Annotated in this window: 18 protein-coding genes; 12 read left to right on the top strand and 6 right to left on the bottom strand. The window is 67.4% G+C overall.

The window, feature by feature from the left end:
• Positions 1 to 111: 111 nt before the first annotated feature.
• Positions 112 to 1,185: a bifunctional DNA-binding transcriptional regulator/O6-methylguanine-DNA methyltransferase Ada gene (gene ada / locus AAFN86_RS01230; protein WP_347541380.1), complete on the top strand. Its 1,074-nt coding sequence runs from the start codon at positions 112 to 114 to the stop codon at positions 1,183 to 1,185.
• Between the two features lie 275 nt (positions 1,186 to 1,460).
• Complete coding sequence (locus AAFN86_RS01235) at positions 1,461 to 2,408, top strand: 2-hydroxyacid dehydrogenase (RefSeq protein WP_347541381.1); 948 nt, start codon at positions 1,461 to 1,463, stop codon at positions 2,406 to 2,408.
• Between the two features lie 14 nt (positions 2,409 to 2,422).
• Here the strand turns inward: AAFN86_RS01235 and AAFN86_RS01240 are convergent, their stop codons facing one another.
• The gene (locus tag AAFN86_RS01240) at positions 2,423 to 2,989 is read right to left on the bottom strand and encodes a transposase (RefSeq protein WP_347541382.1); all 567 of its coding nucleotides are present in this window, start codon (positions 2,987 to 2,989) and stop codon (positions 2,423 to 2,425) included.
• Between the two features lie 259 nt (positions 2,990 to 3,248).
• Between AAFN86_RS01240 and AAFN86_RS01245 the strand changes: the two genes are divergently transcribed.
• Entirely contained in the window at positions 3,249 to 5,537 is a 2,289-nt protein-coding gene (locus AAFN86_RS01245) for a P-loop ATPase, Sll1717 family (RefSeq protein WP_347541383.1), read from the top strand.
• 97 nt (positions 5,538 to 5,634) lie between these two features.
• Here AAFN86_RS01245 and AAFN86_RS01250 read toward each other — a convergent pair whose 3' ends face one another.
• The gene (locus AAFN86_RS01250; protein WP_347541384.1) at positions 5,635 to 7,086 is read right to left on the bottom strand and encodes a L,D-transpeptidase family protein; all 1,452 of its coding nucleotides are present in this window, start codon (positions 7,084 to 7,086) and stop codon (positions 5,635 to 5,637) included.
• A 521-nt stretch (positions 7,087 to 7,607) separates the two neighbouring features.
• A complete protein-coding gene (pyk, locus tag AAFN86_RS01255; protein ID WP_347541852.1) occupies positions 7,608 to 9,041 on the bottom strand; it encodes a pyruvate kinase in 1,434 nt (477 codons plus the stop codon).
• A 405-nt stretch (positions 9,042 to 9,446) separates the two neighbouring features.
• On the opposite strand from pyk, the gene AAFN86_RS01260 reads away from it, so the two are divergent.
• Positions 9,447 to 10,418 carry a tripartite tricarboxylate transporter substrate-binding protein gene (locus AAFN86_RS01260; RefSeq protein WP_347541385.1) on the top strand — a complete coding sequence of 324 codons (972 nt, stop codon included), beginning with the start codon at positions 9,447 to 9,449 and terminating at the stop codon, positions 10,416 to 10,418.
• A gap of 10 nt (positions 10,419 to 10,428) precedes the next feature.
• Here the strand turns inward: AAFN86_RS01260 and AAFN86_RS01265 are convergent, their stop codons facing one another.
• Positions 10,429 to 11,709: a glycerate kinase gene (locus AAFN86_RS01265; RefSeq protein WP_347541386.1), complete on the bottom strand. Its 1,281-nt coding sequence runs from the start codon at positions 11,707 to 11,709 to the stop codon at positions 10,429 to 10,431.
• An 81-nt stretch (positions 11,710 to 11,790) separates the two neighbouring features.
• The gene (locus tag AAFN86_RS01270) at positions 11,791 to 12,174 is read right to left on the bottom strand and encodes a nuclear transport factor 2 family protein (protein ID WP_347541387.1); all 384 of its coding nucleotides are present in this window, start codon (positions 12,172 to 12,174) and stop codon (positions 11,791 to 11,793) included.
• 143 nt (positions 12,175 to 12,317) lie between these two features.
• Between AAFN86_RS01270 and AAFN86_RS01275 the strand changes: the two genes are divergently transcribed.
• The 8 genes from AAFN86_RS01275 to AAFN86_RS01310 all read left to right on the top strand — a co-directional run bounded on the left by AAFN86_RS01275 (position 12,318) and on the right by AAFN86_RS01310 (position 20,217).
• Positions 12,318 to 12,629 carry a DUF1244 domain-containing protein gene (locus AAFN86_RS01275; protein WP_347541388.1) on the top strand — a complete coding sequence of 104 codons (312 nt, stop codon included), beginning with the start codon at positions 12,318 to 12,320 and terminating at the stop codon, positions 12,627 to 12,629.
• 66 nt (positions 12,630 to 12,695) lie between these two features.
• Entirely contained in the window at positions 12,696 to 12,962 is a 267-nt protein-coding gene (locus AAFN86_RS01280; RefSeq protein WP_347541389.1) for a DUF2312 domain-containing protein, read from the top strand.
• 11 nt (positions 12,963 to 12,973) lie between these two features.
• Positions 12,974 to 13,321, top strand: a complete 348-nt coding sequence (locus tag AAFN86_RS01285) for a DOPA 4,5-dioxygenase family protein (protein WP_347541390.1) — start codon at positions 12,974 to 12,976, stop codon at positions 13,319 to 13,321.
• A gap of 506 nt (positions 13,322 to 13,827) precedes the next feature.
• Entirely contained in the window at positions 13,828 to 14,862 is a 1,035-nt protein-coding gene (locus tag AAFN86_RS01290) for an ABC transporter substrate-binding protein (RefSeq protein ID WP_347541391.1), read from the top strand.
• A 28-nt stretch (positions 14,863 to 14,890) separates the two neighbouring features.
• Positions 14,891 to 15,910 (top strand): ABC transporter substrate-binding protein, encoded by a 1,020-nt coding sequence (locus AAFN86_RS01295; protein WP_347541392.1) that lies wholly within the window; start codon positions 14,891 to 14,893, stop codon positions 15,908 to 15,910.
• 10 nt (positions 15,911 to 15,920) lie between these two features.
• A complete protein-coding gene (locus AAFN86_RS01300; RefSeq protein WP_347541393.1) occupies positions 15,921 to 16,943 on the top strand; it encodes an ABC transporter substrate-binding protein in 1,023 nt (340 codons plus the stop codon).
• Positions 16,940 to 19,150, top strand: coding sequence for an iron ABC transporter permease (locus AAFN86_RS01305; protein WP_347541394.1), 2,211 nt, complete (start codon positions 16,940 to 16,942; stop codon positions 19,148 to 19,150). The genes AAFN86_RS01300 and AAFN86_RS01305 overlap by 4 nt, the downstream gene beginning before the upstream one ends.
• Positions 19,147 to 20,217: an ABC transporter ATP-binding protein gene (locus AAFN86_RS01310; protein WP_347541395.1), complete on the top strand. Its 1,071-nt coding sequence runs from the start codon at positions 19,147 to 19,149 to the stop codon at positions 20,215 to 20,217. The genes AAFN86_RS01305 and AAFN86_RS01310 overlap by 4 nt, the downstream gene beginning before the upstream one ends.
• Before the next feature lie 113 nt (positions 20,218 to 20,330).
• Here AAFN86_RS01310 and AAFN86_RS01315 read toward each other — a convergent pair whose 3' ends face one another.
• Entirely contained in the window at positions 20,331 to 21,707 is a 1,377-nt protein-coding gene (locus tag AAFN86_RS01315) for a CoA transferase (protein WP_347541396.1), read from the bottom strand.
• Positions 21,708 to 21,785: the final 78 nt, after the last annotated feature.

Here is a 21,785-nt window from a genome sequence, read left to right on the forward strand (position 1 = left end):
GAAAGTCGTTGCCAATCTCCCGCGACGGGCGTGTCGTTGCCGTCGTGCCGGGCGCCATGCCGGCGCAACGGCCGGATGGCTGCCCCGATCACCCCATGGCATCTGTGCCCCATGCCCGATGACCTCCGCTCCCCGAATCTCGACGAGGCCCGCTGGACCGCCGTGCTGGCGCGCGACCCGGCTCCGGCGGTTGGATCCTTCCTCTATGCGGTGACGACGCAGGGGGTGTTCTGCCGGCCAGGCTGTCCGTCCCGCCCGCCGTTGCGTCGCAACACCCGCTTCTTTGTCGATGTCGCAGCGGCGGAGGCGGAGGGCTTCCGTGCCTGCAAGCGCTGCGACCCGAAGGGTGAGCGCGCCGCCATCCACGCCGCGGCGATCCGCGCCGCCTGCGACATGATCGAACAAGCCGAGACCATCCCCTCGCTCGCCACGCTGGCCGATCGGGCGGGCTATGCGCGCCACCACTTCCTCCGGCTGTTCCGCGACATCACCGGGGTCACGCCGCGGTCCTTCGCCGAGAGCGTGCGGGCGCGGCGGCTGTCGGCGGCCCTCGCCGGCGGGTCGCGCGTCGCCGATGCGGTGGCCGAAGCCGGCTTCGGCAGCGAGAGCCGGGTGTACGAAACACCCGGCCGAGTGCTCGGCATGACACCGGGCGCCGCCCGGCGCGGCGGGGCGGGGGAAGTGATCCGCGTCGCGCTGGCCGACAGCGCGCTGGGGCTGCTGATGATCGGCGCGACCGAGGCCGGCATCTGCTTCATCGGCTTCGGCGAGGATGAGGCCGGGCTGCGCGGCGACGTGATGCACCGCTTCCCCCATGCCCGCATCGAAGACGCGCCCGAGGCGCTGGCCGGGTCCATGCGCAGTGTCGTCGGCTTCATCGCCGAACCCAAGGCGGCGCTGGACCTGCCGCTCGACCTACGGGGCACGGCGTTCCAGCGCCAGGTGTGGGAAGCGCTGCGGCGCATCCCGCTCGGCGAGACGCGCAGCTATGGCGGGCTCGCGGCCGAGATGGGCATGCCGCGCGCGACGCGGGCGGTGGCGCGGGCCTGTGCGCAGAACAAGGTGTCGCTCGCCGTGCCGTGCCATCGCGTGGTCGGCAAGGATGGCGACCTGACGGGCTACCGCTGGGGGGTGGAGCGCAAGCGCGCGCTGCTCGCGGGGGAGAAGGCGAACCGGCGCGGGTAGGGCCGGTGCCCGTCTGACAGGGCAAGGGCCGGGCGCGCGGCGATGTCGCCCAAGGGGGCAGGGCAGACTGGAGAGGGTGTCGCCCTCTCCAGACCTCACCCACCACGGGTTGCCAATGACGTTGCAGGGCAACGTCATTGGGTGCCCCTCGGCCAACGGGCCTTTGGAATGCGAATACCTGGCGCCCGGTGGGGTTGAGGCGGGGCCGGGGGCGTGCTGCGATGGCGCGAAGTGGGGGTGGAACGCCGGGGCCATAGCAGCCGGAGCGTCAGATCATGCCCTCGTCGATTCTTCTCGCCATGCCGCTCGCGCCGCGTCTGCGATCGCGGCTCGATGCTTTGTACGAGGTGCATGGGCCGATGAAGCCCGTTGCACCCGAAGGCATTCCCGAAGGGGCGCGCGGGGCGCGCGCGCTGATCACGCTCGGCGGGCATCGCACCGATGTGGCGATGATGGATGCGCTGCCGGAACTCGGGCTGATCGCCTGCTATGGCACCGGGTTCGAAGGGGTGGATGTCGAGGCCGCGCGGGCGCGGGGCATCGTGGTGACGCATGCCAAGGATGCCAATGCGACCAGCGTGGCCGAGTTCGCCATGGGGCTGGTGATCGCGGCGGCGCGCGACATGGGCAAGGGCGAGCGCAGCCTGCGCGCCGGGACCTGGCGCAGCATCGAGACGATGTCCCTGGTGCCGGGGCTGGCGGGGCGGCGGATGGGGATCTACGGGCTGGGGTCGATCGGGATGAAGATCGCCAGCCGCGCCGCCGCCTTCGAGATGGAGATCGGGTATCACGGCCGCGCGCCGAAGGCGGGCGTGGCGTATGAATACCACGCGACGCTGCGGGAGCTCGCGGCCTGGTGCGACGTGCTGGTGGTCGCGGTGCGGGCGAGCGAGGAGACGCGCCATGCGGTGGGGCGCGAGGTGTTGGAAGCGCTCGGCAAGGATGGGGTGCTGGTCAACATCTCCCGCGGGCTGGTGGTGGATGAGGCCGCGCTGGCCGAGGCGCTGGAACAGCGCGTGATCCATGCCGCCGGGCTGGATGTGTTCGAGCATGAGCCCGCCGTGCCGGCACGGTTGCTGGCGGTGCCGAATGCAGTGCTGACGCCGCATATCGCCGCCTTCACCACCGCCGCGCAGCGGTTGCAGACGCAGACGATGCTGGATGCGCTGGCGGCGTTCTTCGCCGGGCAGCGGCCGGGGAATGTGGTGCCGGGGTTGTTCTGAGGCGCGCCACGCCTTCATGACCAGCCGAGGCGGAGGCGGCGGGGGATGTGCTTGATCCCGCCGGCGAGGCGATGGAGGTAGCGCCGCGCCTTGATGAGCCCGAGACAGGCGGTGATCTGCTTCTTCGTCCTCGGCATGGGCGGCAGGGGCATGCGCTTCAGCTTTTCGGACAAATCGGGGTCGGGGAGCTTGTTCGGCGGGCCGTTCAGGGCCGTTAGGAAGCCGAGGCGGCGGATGAGGACGATGAATTTCAGCCCCCTGAGCCGGATGGCGCGGCGGCAGGCGCGGAAGATGAGGGGGGCGATGTCCTTCAGCGGGCTGGTAGGATCACTGTCCTTGATGGCGTGGAGGAGTTTTTCCCAGACGCCGGCATGGGTGAGGCGGCGGAAGTAGCGGGAGACGGTGTCGGGCTTGCCGTGTTCGGGCGGGAGGCAGCGCCAGGGGTCGGTGGTGCAGGCCAGGTGGAATATGGCGTTGAGGCGGCCCTTGAGGTCGCCGATCTGGCGGCCGGCGGGGAAGGCCGGGAGGATGAGGGGGAGGAGGGCGAGGAATTGGGGGTGGGTGAGGGGGTGAGGGCGCATCCAATAATTTAACCCTAGTGATCACGGAAAATCAATATTTTCCTATATCGAGTGAAACACTCTTAGGGCATTTGGCTCTGCGTCGGTGCAGGAGCGCATGGCGGTAGCGGTTGTCACGCTCGTCCCTCGCGTGCTCTGAAGAGACAACAGGGGATAAACGGTAGAGCGACAACCAGACCCAAGGTTCGTCTGGCAGACACCACGGATCGGCGGTAACCTCAGACTGGAAATTCAACCACGGCGTGGGATGGAATGAGATATGACGGCTAAGGGTTTCTTCGCTTACCCTGGGTCCAACCCCCTCGTCACATCCTCGATTCGCGAAGCGGTCGAACTCTCGAAAGGGAGTGAGCTGGAAATCACGGCATGGGAGAAACTCGCAATAATTGGATTCAAATTAGATAATCTTATTAGAGAAAAAATACTTGAAAAAGACGTACTAATTGCCGACATTACTTATGCAAATCCGAACGTATTTTATGAAATAGGATACGCAATCGGCGTTCAGAAGCCCGTGCTTCCGGTTATCAATATTTCAATCGATAAGGCCCTTTATAGAGTACAGAGACTCGGGCTTTTTGATACCCTTGGAATTGCAACTTACCACAACGCAGAAGAGCTAATTTATAAGCTTTCTGGCTGGGAGTCGTCGGCTTGGGTACGCCAATACATTAAATCACGAAACTATAGCCAGCCATTATTCATTTTGGATACACTTGTGAAGATTGATTTTCGAAATCATATCTTTCATGCAGTAGAAAATTCCAAGCTAAACTTTAGATCATTTGATCCTGCAGAAGTGCCTCGTTTGACGGCCTCGCAGGCTATCTCAGACGTGACTTCCTCCGCTGGGGTCATAATCCCGATTCTAAGCAGCGATGTCGTTGATTCAGAACCGCATAATCTTCGAGCTTCGTTTGTTTTAGGACTGTGTCATGGATTTTCCGTCGAGGTGCTTGCCATTCAATTTGCGAATTCGCCAGTTCCACTCGATTATAGGGATTTTATTAGAAATTCTACATATAAATTCGAGACTGAGAAACATGTGGCCGAATTTGCGTCGGATGTATTGATATGGAATCAGAAGCAACCAAGCCGTGATCGACGTATATCACTCGGTGTTCTTAACAAAATTGACCTTGGATCTCCTACTGCAGAAAACGAGACTCAGAAATTAAATGAATATTTTATTGAGACCGCCGAATACGCTCGCGCACTTCGTGCGGAGGGTTCGATTGTCACGGGCCGCAAAGGTTCTGGAAAATCAGCAATTTACTTCCAAATGCGGGACCGATACGCGAGAGAACCGCACAACTGTGTTGTAGAACTGAGGCCCGCTTCGCACAATTTAAGCGAGATGCGCGAGGCAATCCTCAATATTGTTTCAGCAGGCATCTTTGATCATACAGTAGCTTCTTTTTGGCAATATATTATATATTTTGAAGTAATGCTTAAAATTAGAGAGATAGTTCTTCCAAAATCGAAAAATAATTTTGCTTTGCAGGAGCGCATACGTGCCATAGAAGAAAAATTTAAGCTTGATGATGCTGTCGTTTCTGCGGATTTTACTTCTAGGCTTGATGATTCAGTCCGGAGGGTCGTTGATGCGCTTGATAGGCACGATAGCGGATCGGACATCAAGGCATCCATAACTAATTCTATGTTTGAAGTTCACATTCCAAAACTTCGAGAGGCAATAGTTTCGTTTTCAGATTATTATGATAATGTGATTATATTGATAGATGATTTAGACAAGGGTTGGCCGCCCCGCCAAGTAGAGGCGGCTGATATTTCTATGATTAAGCACCTCATAGAAACTCTTGGAAAAATACGCAACGATTTAGGTCGGCGTCGCCTTGAAGTTCGGCACACCGTATTTATCCGAAGTGATATATACGAACGTCTGGTCGAAGACACATCAGATCGGGGAAAATATAACGTTATACGTGTGGATTGGTCTGATCCGAAACAGCTCGAATACATGATCAAGCAGCGTGCTCTATCGTCTCTTTTAGAGGAAGACCATGCAGATGCTTGGGATTCTATAAATCCCGTGCTTCCTGATGGAAAGGAAGCATATCTTCATTTAATTGAAGGATCACTGAGGCGGCCACGATTCTTAATTGATTTATACGAACGTACATTATCGGTAGCCATTAATAGAGGTCATGTACATGTAACATCAGAAGATATTGACGAGGGCTTACGTCAAATGTCTTTGTACCTCGTCTCTGATTTTGGTTATGAAATGCGAGACGTGGCTGGGACGCCTGAGGATATATTCTATCTATTCATTGGTGCTAGCGATATTTTAACAACCGATGAGCTCATAGATGTACTTCTGAAAAGCAAAATGAAGTTATCAATCGAAAAAACTGTCGAAATCCTACTATGGTACGGATTTTTAGGTATATCCGATAATTCCGGTAATCGTATTTTTATTTATGACCGTGAGTATGATTTTCGGCGCCTTGAGAATGAGCGCATGAGCCTGGGGGAAGATTTATTGTATGTTCTTAATCCAGCGTTCTTGCGAGGTTTGAGCTGATCGAAAAAACTATTTACTCTTCCACCAGAGCCTCCGCGTCTGATGCGCCCAAAGCCAGTGCGACGCCCGGCGTCATTTCTCGACCTAACCCGCAGCCCTACGACACCCGCCCCGCCGAACCCGGCCGCCCGTCCGCCGGCGCGTTCCGCCCTTCCGGCTGCCTCTGCATTCGCTGCCACACATCACCGTCGCGACCGTAGAAATCCGGGCGGAATTCCACGCCTCCGGCGGCATCCGCGAACGCCGTCTGGTACGTCACGAAGACCGGCACGGGGGTTGGCAGGCTGTTGCGGGTGGTGCTGCCCAGGGCGATGCCTTCGTTGATCGCCTCGATCGGCTGTTCCATCAGCAGGGCGGCGAATTCGACGGGGTTCTGCACCCGGATGCAGCCGTGGCTGAGGCGGCGGTTGTCGCGGTTGAACAGGTGTCGGTCGGGCGTGTCGTGCAGATACACGTCGAAGCGGTTCGGCATGTCGAACATGACCAGGCCGAGCCCTGCGGTGGGGCCGGGGCGTTGTTCGACCTCGCCATTGTCGCGCAGCACCATGTTGTTGCGTTCAAGGTAGGTCGGGTCGCGGGTCAGCCGGGGCAGGTACTCGGCGGTCACGATATCGGCGGGGATGACCCAGGGCGGGTTGAAGAAGCTTGCCTCGATTTTGGTGTGGAATTCGGGGCTTTGGTTGACCGGGGCGATGTCGCCGACGATCACCTTGGTCGAGAACACGGCTTCGTCGTCGCGGTACAGCACCAGGCGCTGGTCGGCCACGTTCACCCAGGCGCGGTCGGCGGGCAGCGGCCGAGGCAGCCAGCGTTGGCGTTCCAGGTTCACCTCGATGGTGCGGATGCGGTCGGCGATGGTGATGCGGGGCGGGGGTGGGGCGCGGAAGCGGGGGTTGCCGCGGAACAGGGCGTTGCTGAGGGTCGGGATGATGCCGGCGGGCGGGTTGCCGGACCGGTATCGCCGCAGGGCCTGGCGCAGGGCGAGGTAGGTCGGGGTGGATGGTGCGAGGGCTTCGAGGGCGGCGGCCGGGTCGGGGCTGGCGATGATGGTGTCGAGGGCGGCGGGGATGTCGATGCTGTCGGGGGTGAGGGCCTCGGCGTCCTTGCGGCGGTCGGCGGGCATGGCGCCGGCGGACAGGGTCTGGGCGTAGGTCAGGAGGGCGTGAGAGAGCAGCAATTCGCGGCGCAGCGTGGGGAAGGACGACCGGCGCTGCAGCAGGCTGGCGTGGAACAGTTCCGGGTCCAGGCCGTGGTCGCCGGCGCGCAGGACGGCCTGTGTCAGGGCTTCGGCCTGGGCGGGGCGGGTGGTCCAGACCCAGTCGAAGTCGTGGCGTGCGTAGAAGCGCTTGAGCAGGTCGGCGTCGAGTTTCTCGCCGGCGACGATGACTTCGGGCGCGTCGCGCAGGTTGCGCAGGCGGTTGTCGGCGGGGGGCGGGCGCTGGGTGGCGGATGTGCGTGGCGGCGGCGTGCTGCTGCAGGCGGACAGCGCGGCGGCGAGGGCGATGGGGCCGCCCGTGATGGCGGTGCGTCGGAAGAGGGGGGCCGTCATGGATTGTTCACGATTGGGGTCGATTTTGTAGTGCGGCGCGGGCACGCGTTCCACATCCTTAGAATCCTGCCGGCTGATGTCACAGGCCGTTTGACTTCTTGCGAAGGATTGCCGTTCAATTCTGCGTTGTCGATGTGCGATCCAATGATGGAGAACCAGATGCTCGCTGTTTCCAGGTTCATGGCGCGCCACAGGCTGCTTCGCGCGGTTGCGGCCGTGGTTGTTCCTGTGGCGCTGATCGCGGCGTGCGCGCCGACGCCGCCGCCGCCGGCGCCGACCTATGTCGCGCCGCCGGCTCCGGCGCCAGTTCCGGCTGCGCGGGGCTAAGGCGGATCGCGCCTGGCCGGAGCCGGTCGGGCGCGTGACGATGCTCGCTGAGACGAGGGCTTAGAGCGGCCTGCGGGAGGGAAGCCGAACGCAGTCCGCTCCAGCCATTCAAAAGGTGGCCGGGCCGCTGTGATGGTGGCCGGCAGGATGACGGGGCGCAGGCCCCGTTTTTCATGCGCGCGGCAGGCAGCGCTTCATTTCACCACCGCCACGCGCAGGGCGTTCGTCGTCCCGGGGGTGCCGAAGGGCACGCCGGCGGTGACCACGACCTCGTCGCCCGTTTGCGCGAAGCCTTCGTGCTGGGCGGCCTTGACCGCGCGGGCGACCATTTCCGACATCGAGTGGATTTCGCTGACTTCCAGCGGATGCACGCCCCAGATCACAGCCATGCGGCGCGCGGTCTGGGCGGAGGCGGTCAGGCCCAGGATGGGGCAGTTCGGCCGTTCGCGGGCGACGCGCAGGGTGGTGGATCCGGTGGAGGAGAAGGTGGCGATCACCTCGGCTTCCATCGTCTCGGCGACCTGGCGGGCGGCGGTGGCGATGGCGCCCGCGCTGGTGCGTTCGGGGGTGGGGCGGGATGCGTCGGTGATGCGCCGCCAGTCGGGGTCCTGTTCCACGCGGGCGACGATGCGGTCCATCATGTTGACGGCTTCGTAGGGGTATTGGCCGGCGGCGGTTTCGGCCGAGAGCATGACGGCGTCCGCCCCGTCGAACACGGCGGTGCCGACGTCGGAGACTTCGGCGCGGGTCGGGCTCGGGGCGGTGATCATCGATTCAAGCATCTGGGTGGCGACGACGACCGGCTTGCCCAGGGCGCGGGCGGCACGGACGATGCGCTTCTGCACGAGGGGGACTTCCTCGGGCGGCAGTTCGACGCCGAGGTCGCCGCGGGCGACCATGACGCAGTCGGCCAGGGCCAGGATGCTGTCGAGGTTTTCGACCGCCTGGGGCTTTTCCATCTTCACCATGACCCAGGCGCGGCCGTCGGCGATGCGCTGGGTCTCGGCGACGTCCTCGGCGCGCTGGACGAAGGACAGGCCGATGTATTCGATGCCGAGGGGCAGGACGAAGTCGAGGTCGGCGCGGTCCTTTTCGGTCAGGGCCGGGATGGGCAGGGCGACGTCGGGGACGTTGACGCCCTTGCGGTCGGACAGCGGGCCGCCGACGACGACTTCGGTCTCCAGGTGGTCGGGGCGGGTGCGGGTGACGCGCAGGCGCAGCTTTCCGTCATCGAGCAGGAGCGTCGTGCCGATCTGGGCGGCTGCGATGATCTCCTTGTGCGGCAGGTTCACGCGGCGGACGTCGCCCGGGGTGGGGTTGAGGTCCAGGCGGAAGGCCTGGCCGGTCTGCAGCTGGACCCGGCCGGCCTGGAACTGGCCGACGCGGAGCTTGGGGCCCTGGACGTCCACCAGGATGCCGATCGGGCGGCCGACGCGGCGCTCCACCTCCCGGATCATGAGGATGCGGGCGGCGTGGTCCTCATGGCTGCCGTGGGAGAAGTTGAGGCGGAAGACATCGGCGCCGGCGCGGAACAGGCGTTCGATCACCTCGATGGTGGAGGAGGCTGGGCCAAGCGTCGCGATCACCTTGGTGCGGCGGCGGCGGCGCAGGGCGGGTCGGGCGACCATGCGGACGAATCCTTCAGGCTTCGGGGCGGGCGGTTCGGCGAGGTCGGGGCGCAGGGTCTGGGGCGCGACGCCGAGGATGCGGGCGACGTCGGTGACGCGGTCATCCGGCACGCGGCGCCATTGCGACACCGCGGCGGTGGAGATGCCGAGCTCGGTCGCGATGCGGGTGATGGCGCCGCGGCGGGCGAAGACGTCTTCGAGGGTGGGATCGCGCATATGCGAACCTTACTTCATATAAGACCAAACTGCCGAGGCCTTAATTTTACTTAGGATATTTAAGCGACAGGACGCCTGACGCATTCCGCCATGTGGCATGCCGGGTCGGCCGGCCTTGTGGGGCCCAGGGGGCGGGTTAGGGTCCACGCAACGCGACGGCCGAGATCGTCGCCCCAAGAGGAACAAGCCATGATGCGTCTGACGCGACGGCATGTCGTGATCGCCGGCGCGGCCAGCGTCGCCGCCCCGGCCTTGGCGCAGGGCTGGCCGCGCGGGCCGATCCGGCTGGTCGCGCCCTATCCGCCGGGCGGCACGGTGGATGCGGTCTCGCGCCTGGTGCAGCCGGGGCTGCAGGCGGAACTCGGCGTGCCCGTCGTGGTGGAAAACCGGGCGGGGGCAGGCGGGACGCTCGGGACGGCCTCGGTGGCGCGGGCGGCGCCGGATGGCCTGAGCTTCGTGTTGGTGTTCGACAGCCATGTGACCAATCCGGCGCTGATGCCGAATCGCGGCTTCGATTCGGCGCGTGACCTGGCGCCGATCAGCCTGATCGGCACGACCGCCATGCTGATCGTCACGCCTGCGCCGCGGCCCTGGCAGAGCTTGCCGCAGGTGCTCGAGGCGGCGCGCCGGGCGGAGCCGGAGGCGATCAGTTGCGCGACCAACGGCAATGGCACGATGACGCATCTGGTGTTGGCGCAGATCCAGGGGATCACCGGCCTGCGCTTCCTGCACGTGCCCTATGGCGGGGGCGGGCCGCTGGCCACGGCCGCGGCAGGCAACCAGACGGACCTTGCGATGGGTGCGGCGGCGCTGTCGGGCCATGTGGCGTCGGGTCTGGTGCGGGCGCTGGCGCAGACCGGTGCGACGCGGTCCGGCAAGTACCCGGATGTGCCGACGCTGGCGGAGGCCGGCGTGCCGGGGATCGACGCGGTGTCCTTCACCGGGGTCCTCGCCCCTGCGGCGACCCCGGAGCCGATCCTGCGGCGCTTCCGGGAGGCGCTGATCCGCGTCGTCGAGACTCCGGCCGTCCATGCGCGGCTGAGCGACGGGCTGGGCTTCGACATGGTGATGTCGAGCCCCGACGATTTCGGCCGCTTCATCGAGAGCCAGACCGCGACCTGGCAGCGTGTCGCGCGCGAGAACAATGTCCGGATCGAGTGAGCCGGGCCGCTCAGCCGACCAGGATCGCCCGGAAGTCGTTGACGTTGGTCAGGGTCGGGCCGGTGGTCAGCAGGTCGTCCAGGGTCGAGAAGACCCGGTGGCTGTCATGGCCGGCCAGCGCCGAACGGGGATCGAGCCCCGCCGCGCGTGCCCGCGCCAGCGTGCTGGGCGTGGCGATGGCTCCGGCATTGTCCTCCGACCCGTCGATGCCGTCGGTGTCGCCCATCAGCGCCCAGATGCCGGGCGTGCCGGCCAGGGCCAGCGCACAGCCGAGCAGGCATTCGCCGTTGCGGCCGCCGCGGCCGGGTTTCTCGGCGCGGATCGTCACGGTGGTCTCGCCGCCGGACAGCAGCACGCAGGGGGCGGGCAGGGGGTGGCCATGGGTGCGTGCGGACAGCGCGATGCCGGCGAGCGCCGTGCCCAGCTCGCGCGCCTCGCCTTCGAGCGCGTCGCCCAGGATCATGGGCGTGACGCCGAGCGCACGGGCTTCGGCGGCGGCGGCATGCAGCGCCATGGCAGGGGTGGCGATGAAGCGGTAGTCGGCGGTGCCGAGGCGCGGGTCGCCGGGCTTGGGGCTTTCCTCGGCGCCGGCGGCGAGGTGGGCGGTGACGGCCGCTGGCAGGGCCATGCGGTAATGGGCGACCAGGGCGCGCGCCTCGGCGAAGGTCGACGGGTCCGGTACGGTGGGGCCAGAGGCGATCACCGTGGGGTCATCGCCCGGCACGTCGGAGATCGCCAGGGTGACGACGCGGGCCGGGTACGCCGCTGCCGCAAGCCGCCCGCCGGAGAACGCCGAGAGGTGGCGGCGGATGCAGTTCATCTCGTGGATCGTCGCCCCCGAGGCCAGCAGCGCGCGGTTCACCGCGATGAGATCCGCGAGCGCCAGGCCGGGGGCGGGCAGGGTGGTCAGCGAGGAGCCGCCGCCGGAGACGAGGAACAGCACGAGGTCGCCCGGCCCTGCCTGGGTGGCGAGGTCCAGCATGCGCTGCGCGGCGCGGGCACCGGCTTCATCCGGGACGGGGTGGGCGGCTTCGGCGACCTCGATGCGCGTGGTGGGGTAGCCGTGGCCGTAACGGGTGACGACCAGGCCGGACAGCGGCACGTCGGGCCAGGCGGCCTCGACCGCGGCGGCCATCACGGCGGCGGATTTGCCGGCACCGAGCACCAGCACGCGGCCGGCGGGCCGGTCCGGCAGGTGACGCGCCAGCACGACGCGCGGATCGGCACTCGCCACCGCGGCATCGAACAGGCGTCGCAGCGCCGCGCGGGCCGATGCGTCGTCCAGGGCCATGCGTTCCGTCCTCGATCTCGTTGGGCGGCATCATCGCTGGTCTTTCCCCGGAGGCAATGCCGTGCGGCGCCGCCGGACGGGTTACCCGCAGCTCGTCTCGTCCCAGGCCTGCACCGTCAGGTGGCGGCGGATGCGCCCGTCATGCAGTTCGAGCGTCATGGCCGAGACGACGTGGCAGCCATCGGGATAGGCGCAGCGTTCGACGAAGGCGGCGCGGCCCGTGTCGCTGATCGCCTCGCCCACGGCATGGGTCATTTCCCGCGCGCAGATGTCGCGCCAGAAGGCTTCGATCGCGGGGCGGCCGACCAGGCGCATCGGGGCGCTGGGCGGGCGGTTGCGGTCGATGATCTCCATCTCGGCGTCGTCGTCGTAGAACGAAACGATCGACGCCGCGTCGCTGCGCTCAAGGGCGCGGGTCAGGCCCGCGAGATCGAAGGCCGCCGCGGCATGCTGCGCGATGGGCATCCTGGCCTCTCCTGCCGGCGCGGCGGCCATTCCGCCGCGCGCGGCTGGAGCCTACACCCGGCGGGGCGGCAGATGCGTCAAAACCAGTGGTTGGCGCCGGGGCCCGGCTGCACCAGATTGGCCCCGGACGAGGAGAGTGTGCCATGCCCGTGCCCGAAATGGACGATGCCACCCGGACCGAACTGGAAGCCGCGGCCTTCCGCCGGCTGGTGCAGCATCTGCGCGAACGCACCGATGTGCAGAACATCGACATGATGAACCTCGCCGGCTTCTGCCGGAACTGCCTGTCGCGCTGGTACCGGGAAGCGGCGGAGGGCCAGGGCATCGCCATGGCCGACCCCGATGCGCGGGAAATCGTCTACGGCATGCCCTACAAGGAATGGCAGGCGCTTCACCAGAAGGACGCGACGCCCGAGCAGAAGGCGAAATTCGCCGCGGCCAATCCCGGGCATTGAGGGGCGAGGTTGATGGCGAGGAAGCCCAGGGCTAAACCCGCCGCCCTTCACACAGAGGCGCGGAACATGTCAGCGGCGGCGAAGCAGGAAGACACCGAGGTCGGCGGCATCGCGGCCGACCGGCTGCGTTCGATCATCGAGCGGGTCGAGCGGCTGGAGGAGGAGAAGAAGGCGCTCTCCTCCGACATCAAGGACATCATGGCCGAGGCCAAGTCGGCGGGCTTCGACGTCGCCGTGATCCGCGCCATCCTGCGCATCCGCAAGCAGGAACCGGCGGATGTCGAGGAGCAGGAGGCGCTGCTCGACCTGTATCGCCGCGCGCTCGGCATGTGAGGGACAGGGGCATGCTGGCAGCACCCGACACGATCCGCGGCTGGCATGCGCATGTCTACTACGATGCGGCGTCACGCGACGCCGCCCAGCGGTTGCGCGACGCGATCGCGCAGGCCTTCCCCGACGCGGTGCTCGGCCGCTGGCACGATGTGCCGGTCGGCCCGCATCCGCAGGCGATGTACCAGGTCGCCTTCGCGCCCGCTGTGATGCCGGCGCTGCTGCCGTTCATCGCCCTCAATCGCGAAGGGCTGGTCGTGCTGGCGCATCCGGAGACCGGGCGGCAGAAGGCCGACCACACCGATCATGCGTTGTGGATGGGCGCGGTGCTGCCGCTGGACGTGTCGCGGCTGCCGGATTGACGCACCCACCCGTGCGCGGGTCTGGCGGCGACGGGGCGGGTGCGCGGGCGGCAAGGGCGGTCACCGGACCTGCTGCCGCGATCCGCCGATCGCCGGGGGCGCCAGGACACCGGTCGGGCAGGCGGCCAGGCCGGCGCGGTCCGCGGCGCCGGCATTGCCGGCCGGCTGTCCGGCAGCGCGCGCTCCGCACCTTCCCGTGGCCGTGCACAGGTGGCCATCGCGCGGTTCCAGGATGCGGGCGATGACGTGCGGCGGGGTGGATGTGCCGCCAATGGCGATCCGTTCGGCACACCGGGCCGGACCGGCGGCCGTCCGAACATCCGATACCACCTCCGCCTGGCAGCCGCGCCGCGCGCGCCGCAACGCAGGAGCCCGACGGTTCTTGCCGAATCCTGGAGCAGATGACACTTTTGTGGCGGATCGATGAAGGGTTGCGCGCGCGCAGCACCGGGGTCCGGGGCACCGCACGTCATGTTGCGGCCCTGGGGAGACGAAGGGAAAGTCACATGCTGTTTCGTCACGCCGCGCTCGCCGCGTTCGCCTGGGCGGTCGCGCCCTTCGTCGCATCCCCCGCCGAGGCGCAGGGGACGCTCAACCTGTACTGCTCCGTGCAGGTGGAGTGGTGCCAGGCCGTCGCGACCAATTTCCAGCGCGACACGGGCATCCGCGTGAACATGACGCAGCGCGGTTCCGGCGAGACGCTGGCCGCGATCCGCGCCGAGAGCCAGAACCCGCGCGCCGATGTCTGGTTCGGCGGCACCGGCGACCCGCACCTCGCTGCGGCCGAGGACAACCTGACCCAGGCCTATGAAAGCCCCAACCGCACGCAGCTCCATGATTGGGCGCTGCGGCAGTGGAACCAGTCGGACCGCCGCGCCATCGGCGTGTACGCCGGCGCGGTCGGCTTCGGCTACAATACCGAGTTGCTGGCGCGGAAGAACATCGCCGCACCGCGCTGCTGGGCGGACCTTCTCGACCCGCGTTTCCGCGGCGAGATCCAGATCGCCAATCCGAATTCCTCCGGCACCGCCTATGTCGTGATCGCGACCTTGGTGCAGCTGATGGGGGAGGACCAGGCCTTCGACTACCTGCGGCGCCTGCATCCCAACATCAATTCCTACGCGCGGTCCGGCACCGGCCCGATCAAGGCGGTGGCGCGCGGGGAGACCGGCGTGTCGATATCCTTCGTCCATGACGCGGTGGTCGAGCGCAATGGCGGCTTCCCCGTCGCCTACGCCACGCCGTGCGAGGGCACCGGCTACGAGATCGGGTCCATGTCGATCCTGCGCGGCGCGCGCAACCTGACGCAGGCGCGGCGTTTCTACGATTGGGCGCTGACGGCGCCGGCCCAGCGGCTGGGCTTCGAGGCGGGCGGCCAGTTGCAGCAGCCTTCCAACCGCGAGGCGCCGCTGCCGCCCAATGCGCCGGACCTCTCGCAGATCCGCCTGATCGACTACGATTTCGCGAAGTATGGCCGCGCGGCCGAGCGCCGGCGCCTGATCGAACGCTGGGACCGCGAGGTCGGCAGCCTGCCCCGCTGATCGCCCGCACCCGCAAGGAGCCGCCCGCATGATGCTTCGCCACATCGCCGTTGCTGCCGGCGCCCTGCTTGCCTCGCTCGCCACGCCGGCCATGGCGCAGGGCAGCCTGAACATGCTGTGTGCCCCGCAGGCCGATTGGTGCGAGGCCATCGCCGCCGGCTTCCAGCGCGACACCGGCATCCGCGTGAACATGGCGCGCAAATCCGCCGGCGAGATCCTGGCGCAGATCCGCGCCGAATCGCAGAACCCGCGGACCGATGTGTGGTTCGGCGCCTCGGCCGAGACGCACATCTCCGCCGGCGACCTGCTGCAGCCCTATACATCGCCGAATATGGCGCAGCTGCAGCCGTGGGCGCAGCGCGCGCACCAGGCCTCCGGCGGGCGCTGCGTCGGCGTGTCGTCCGGCGCCATCGGCATCGCCTACAACACCGAGGTGATGGCCCGGCGCAACCTGCCCATCCCGCGCAGCTGGGAAGACCTGGCCGGGCCGGCCTATCGCGGCGAGGTGCAGTTGCCGAACCCGAATTCCTCGGGCACCGCCTACACCATCATCGCCGGGCTGGTGCAGTTGTGGGACGAGGATCGCGCCTTCGAATACCTCAAGCGCCTGAATGCGAATGTGAACGCCTATACGCGGTCGGGCGCGGCGCCGATGCAGGCGGTGGCGCGCGGGGAGACGGCGCTCGCCGCCAGCTTCAACATGGAGACGGCGTCCATGGCGAATGCCGGCTTCCCGATCGAGATGGTCTATCCGAGCGAGGGCACGTCCTACGAGGTCGCCTGCCTGTCGATCATCCGCGGCGCGCGCAACCTGGCGCAGGCGCGGCGCTTCGTCGATTGGTACCTGACGCCGGCGGCGATGGATATCGGCGTCACGGCGAACCAGTTCCATGTTCCCGCGCATCCCGGCGCGGCGCCGCATCCGCGAATCCCGGACCTCTCGCAGATCCGCCTGGTGGACTACGATTTCGCGAAGTACGGCGACCCGGAGGTGCGGCGCCGCATCCTGGCGCGCTGGGACCGCGAGATCGGCTCCCTTCCTCGCTGAGATGCAGTCCATGCGCTTCGTCATCCTCGCCGCCGTCGCCGTTACGGCGACGGCCGCATCGCCTGCCGCCGCGCAGGGCCAGCTCAACCTCTATTGCTCGGCGACGATCGAGTGGTGCACGCCGATCGCCCGCGGCTTCGAGCGCGAGAGCGGCATCCGCGTCGTGCTGTCGCAGAAATCCACCGGCGAGATGCTGGCGCAGTTGCGGGCGGAGGCGCGCAACCCGCGCGGCGACGTGTGGTGGGGCGGCACCGGCGACCCGCATGTGGCGGCCGGCGAGGAAGGGCTGACGCAGCCCTTCGAAAGCCCGCGCATCGCCGAATTGCACGACTGGGCGCAGGCGCAATGGCGCCAGACGCAGGGGCGGACGGTTGGCGTCTATGCCTCGGTGCTGGGCTTCGGCTTCAACACGGAACTGGTGGCGCGGCGCAACCTGCCGGCGCCGCGCTGCTGGGCGGACCTGATCGACCCCGCCTATCGGGGCGAGATCCAGATGGCGAATCCGAATTCGTCCGGCACCGCCTACATCGTCATCGCGACGCTGGTGCAGATGATGGGGGAGGAACCGGCCTTCGAGTATCTGAAGCGCCTGCATGGCAGCATCAACGCCTATCCACGGTCGGGCACCGCGCCGATCACCGCGGTGGCGCGCGGGGAGACGGCGTTGTCGATCTCCTTCGTCCACAATGCCGCCGAGGAAGCGGCGGCCGGCTTCCCGGTCGGCCATGCGGTACCCTGCGAAGGCACGGGCTATGAAATCGGCTCCATGTCGATCATCCGCGGCGCGCGCAACCTGCCGAACGCGCAGCGCTTCTATACCTGGGCGCTGGGCGCCGAGGCGCAGATCGCCGCGAGCCAGGAAGCCCGCAAGCTGCAGACCATGGCCAATCGCGGCGTGCCGCTGACCGACGGCGCACCCAACATGACGACAGCGCGCATCATCGACTACGACAATGCGCGCTTCGGAGCCTCGGCGGAGCGTCGGCGCCTGCTGGATCGCTGGGACCGCGAGGTGGGCGCGTTGCCGCGATGAAGCGCGCTTCATCCCTGCTGGCCTGGTCCGCCGCGGCGATCGCGACCGTCGTGCTGCCGTGGCACATGCAGCAGGACGGGCTGACGCCGGCCGGGCTGCTGGGCTTCGGGCAGGAGGATGCCGAGGCCGCATCCGCGCTGTGGCAGGCGGTCGCGCAGGGTCGCTTCTGGTTCTGGCCCGTGGTTGGCGCGCTGGCCACGACCCTGCCGGGCGCACTGCCATTCGGCACGCCGCGGAGCAGGTCCGGCTTCCTGCTGTGGGGCGGTGCCTTCGGGGTGCTTTCCATTGCCGCGCAGGGGCTGGCGATCGGCGTGCAGGGCTGGTCCTACGCCTGGCTGACGGAGCTGTTCGGCGAACTGAACGACCGCCAGTTCGGCATGGGACTTGGCGGTGCCGTCGCCTTCTTCGCCTTCGTCCTGCTGCTGACCGACGGGGCGGCGATGCGCGGGCGGTTCCGCGGGGACCGCTTCGTCGCCGGCTCGGTCGGCATCCTCGCCGCGTCCATCCTGCTGTTCACCGCCTGGCCGGTGCTGACGGTGCTGTGGCAGATGTTCACGCCGCGCGGGGACCTCGGCGTCGCCGCGGCCTTCGCGGACCGGCTGCTGGACCGCAAGATCTGGGGCCTCGCCTGCTTCACCGGCAATGTGAGTTGCGGCGTGTTCTGGAACACGCTGCTGCTGGCCACCTGCACCGCGACGGCGACGACCATGCTCGGCCTGTGCTTCGCGCTGATCGTCACGCGCACGGGCTTCCCGGCGCGGCGCGGGCTGCGCCTTCTGACGGTGCTGCCCATCATCACGCCGCCCTTCGTGATCGGCCTGGGCCTGATCCTGATCTTCGGGCGGTCGGGCGTGGTGAACCAGATCGCGGACGCGGTCTTCGGCGTGCAGCTCGGCCGTTGGATCTACGGCTTCAACGGCGTCCTGCTGGCGCAGGTGTTCTCCTTCACGCCCATCGCCTTCCTGGTGCTGATCGGCGTGGTCGAGGGCATCTCGCCCACCATGGAGGAAGCGTCGCAGACGCTGCGTGCCTCCCATATGCGGACCTTTTCCTCGATCACCCTGCCGCTGATGCTCCCGGGGCTGGCGAATGCGTGGCTGGTGGCCTTCGTCGAGAGCCTGGCGGATTTCGGCAACCCGATCGTGCTCGGCGGTTCGTTCGGCGTGCTGTCCACCGAGATCTTCTTCGCCGTGGTGGGCGCGCAGCAGGATTTCGGGCGCGCGGCGGTGCTCGCCGCGGTGATGCTGGTGGTCGCACTGATCGCCTTCATCGGGCAGCGCGTCGTGGTCGGGACGCGGTCCTATGTCTCGATGACCGGCAAGGGCGATGTCGGCCTGCCGCAGCCGCTGCCGCGCCGCGTGAGGACGGTGGCCTTCGCGGTCGCCATTCCCTGGGCCGTTCTGACCATCGTGGTCTATACCATGGCGCTGGCGGGCGCCTTCGTGCGTGTCTGGGGGCGCGACTGGACACCGACGCTAAGTCACTTTCAGCGCGCCTTCGCGCTGGAATGGGCGCCGACCGGTGGGCTGATCTTCTCGGGCGGTGCGTGGCATTCGCTGTTCACCACCATCCAGCTCGCGGCCATCGCGGCGCCGATCACGGCGACGGTCGGCCTGCTGGCGGCCTGGGTGCTGACGCGGCAGCGCTTTGCCGGGCGCACGGCGCTGGAATTCGCGCTGATGCTGACCTTCGCCGTGCCGGGCACGGTGATCGGCGTCGCCTATATCCTGACCTACAACCTGCCGCCGGTGGAGATCACCGGCACGGCGACCATCCTTGTCATCTGCTTCGTGTTCCGCAACCTGCCGGTCGGCGTGCGGTCCGGCGTCGCGGCGATGAGCCAGCTCGACAAGTCGCTGGACGAGGCCGCGGTCACGCTGCGTGCCTCGACCTTCCGCGCCTTGCGCACGGTGGTGCTGCCGCTGCTCAAGCCCGCCATCATCACCGCGCTGGTCTATTCCTTCGTGCGGGCGATGACGACGGTCTCGGCGGTCATCTTCCTGGTTTCGGCGCAGTATGAGATGGCGACGGTGTTCATCATCAACCGCGTGATCAACGGCGACTACGGCCTGGCCATCGCCTATTGCGCCGTGCTGATCGTGCTGATGATGACCGCGATCGGGCTGATCAACCTTGCCGTTGGAAGCCGCCGGCTCGGTCGCCGCCAGGTCGTCCGACCTGTTATCCCGGTCGGAGGCCGGACATGAGCCAGATGAACCGGAGAACCGGCGCCGAGGTGCGCCTCGAAGGCATCGGCAAGCGCTATGGCGATGTCCAGGCGGTCAAGCCGCTCGACCTGACGATCGAGAGCGGCACGCTCGTCACGCTGCTCGGTCCGTCGGGCTGCGGCAAGACGACGCTGCTGCGCATGATCGCGGGGCTGGAGCAATCGACCGAGGGTCGCCTGTTCATCGGCGGACGCGACGTGACCCTGCTGCCCGCCGGTGCGCGCAACGTCTCGATGGTCTTTCAGTCCTATGCCTTGTTCCCGCATATGAGCGTGCTGGAGAACGTCGCCTATGGCCTCGTCTCCTCCGGCATGCGCAGGCGCGATGCGCATGCGAAGGCGGAGGTGGTGCTGGAAACGGTGGGGCTGAAAGGCTTCGGCGGCCGGCTGCCCTCCGAGATGTCCGGCGGCCAGCAGCAGCGCGTCGCGGTTGCGCGCGCACTCGTCCTCGAACCGGATGTGCTGCTGTTCGACGAGCCGCTGTCCAACCTCGACGCCCGGCTGCGGCGGAGCATGCGCGAGGAGATCCGCGCGCTGCAGCAGAGGCTGGGTCTGACCGTGGTCTATGTGACCCACGACCAGTCCGAGGCGCTCGCGGTCTCGGACCGTATCGTCGTCATGCAGAACGCCGGCATCGCGCAGGTCGGCTCACCGGAGGAACTCTACACCAGGCCGAATTCCATCTTCGTCGCGACCTTCATGGGCGAGGCGAACCAGGCGCGCGGCGTCATCGAGGCCGTTGCCGATGATGTGGCGCGTGTGCGCATCGGCGGTCTGGACCTTGAACTGCCCGCGCGGGGCCTTGGCCCGGGGCCGGTCGATGTGGTGATCCGGCCCGAAGCGATGCGCCTGGCGGCCGAGGGCGAACCGGCCATCCCCGCCACCGTCGTCCGGGCCATCTACATGGGTTCGCACGCGGAGTGCCGCTTCGAGACGGCCGTTGGCGAGATCTTCGTGATCGCGCCGAGAAACACCGCGAGACTTGGTCCCGGTGACAAGGTTGCGCTGTCGCTCGACAAGGATGGGGTCGTCCTGGTTCCAGGCTGATGGGGGCGGGCAGCGGGGCGCCGGACCGCGCATCGGTTGCCTGGAGGTTTCGTCGCGCAGGGAGGCGGGCTTCGCGATCCTGGCCGCCGCGTCCTCCGGCAAGGGCGCGCCCGTCAGGACCAGGTGGGCGGATGCGTCCCGAGCGGCATCGCGGGCAAGGTCCAGGCTGTCGGGGTTGCGCCGAGGACGGCACTGTGGCGCACCGCCCGCATGCGGCCGTAGCCGCTGATGCTGTCCTCAAGATATGGCGCGGCATCGGCGATGCCGGGCGCGGCCAGGCCGCCCTCGACGCGGCCGAGACGTTTCAACCATTCGCCCGTCCCCGCCAGCGATACGCGCACCAGCCAGGATCCGCCCTGTTCCGCCCGGCGCAGCAACGCCGCCATGGCGCCGAAGGCCAGCAGGTAGCCCGAGGCATGGTCGAGCGCCTGGCAGGGCAGGGGGCGTGGCTTGCTCTCCCCGGCCGCCTCGCGTTCCGCATCGTTGATGCCATTGGCGTTCTGCACCAGGGAATCGAAGCCGCGCCGGCCCGACCACGGCCCGACATGGCCGAAGGCGGACAGCGACACGCAGACGATGCCGGGCTTGAGCGCCGCCAGCGCCTCCGGCCCGAAGCCGCGCCCGGCGATGGCGCCCGGGCGGTAGCCCTGCAGGAACACATCCGCGCCGCGCGCCAACATCCGCAGCGTGTCGGCCTGCGCAGGATCGCGCAGGTCGAGCGAGGTGGTGCGCTTGCCCCGCCCGGTATCCATCGCCAGCGCCGGCAGCGCCGGCAGGTGCGACGCCGAGACATGCAGCACATCCGCACCGTGCGCCGCGAGCGTCCGCCCCGCCACCGGCCCGGCGATGACCTTGGTCAGGTCCAGCACACGAATGCCTTCGAGCGGCCGCGCACCGAGCGGCGGCAGCGGCGTGGGCGGCGCATCGCCGATACGTTCCAGCAGCAGCGGCGGCAGCGCGGCGACCGCCTGGCCCTGCGGATGTGCCGCCCATTCGGCCAGGGATCGCGTCATGGTGGCGACGCCGCCGGCGTCGTAGATCGCCGTCTCGGCCGCTTCCGCCTGCCAGGATTGCAGCGCGGCGGCGACCGCATCGCGGTCATAGGCACAGCCCAGCACGCGCAGCACCACGTCGCGGTGGTGCTCGTGGTTGGTGTGCAGGCGGATCCAACGCCCGTCGCCGCAGCGATACAGGCCGGCGATGCGGTCCCAGTCATGCGACTCATGGCCGTCCACATGCATGTGGCGTTCGGAATGGAACTCGGTCAGCGCATGGGCCATGTCGACCGAGACGGTCTGCGCCGGGCCGCCGCGCGCGCGGTGGATGGCGGCCGCCGCGAGGGCCGATGCGGCGATGGAGGCGACCGCCGCCGTACCGACGGCGTAGGTGGACGGCATGACCGGGTCGGTGCCGGTCAGGCTGGCCTGGGCGGGCGCTGAGCCGGCGAGGGTGAGGAGGTCGGCGAGGGCGGCGTCGGGGGGCGTGGGCATGCGGGCAGGGTCGCGCCGGCGGCGGTGGGCGTCCAGATGGGGCGCGGCATTGGCCCCTGGCCGAGGTTGAAGAATGGA

Origin of the sequence: Roseomonas sp. CAU 1739 (genome assembly GCF_039839775.1) — a bacterium.
Classification (GTDB): domain Bacteria; phylum Pseudomonadota; class Alphaproteobacteria; order Acetobacterales; family Acetobacteraceae; genus Neoroseomonas.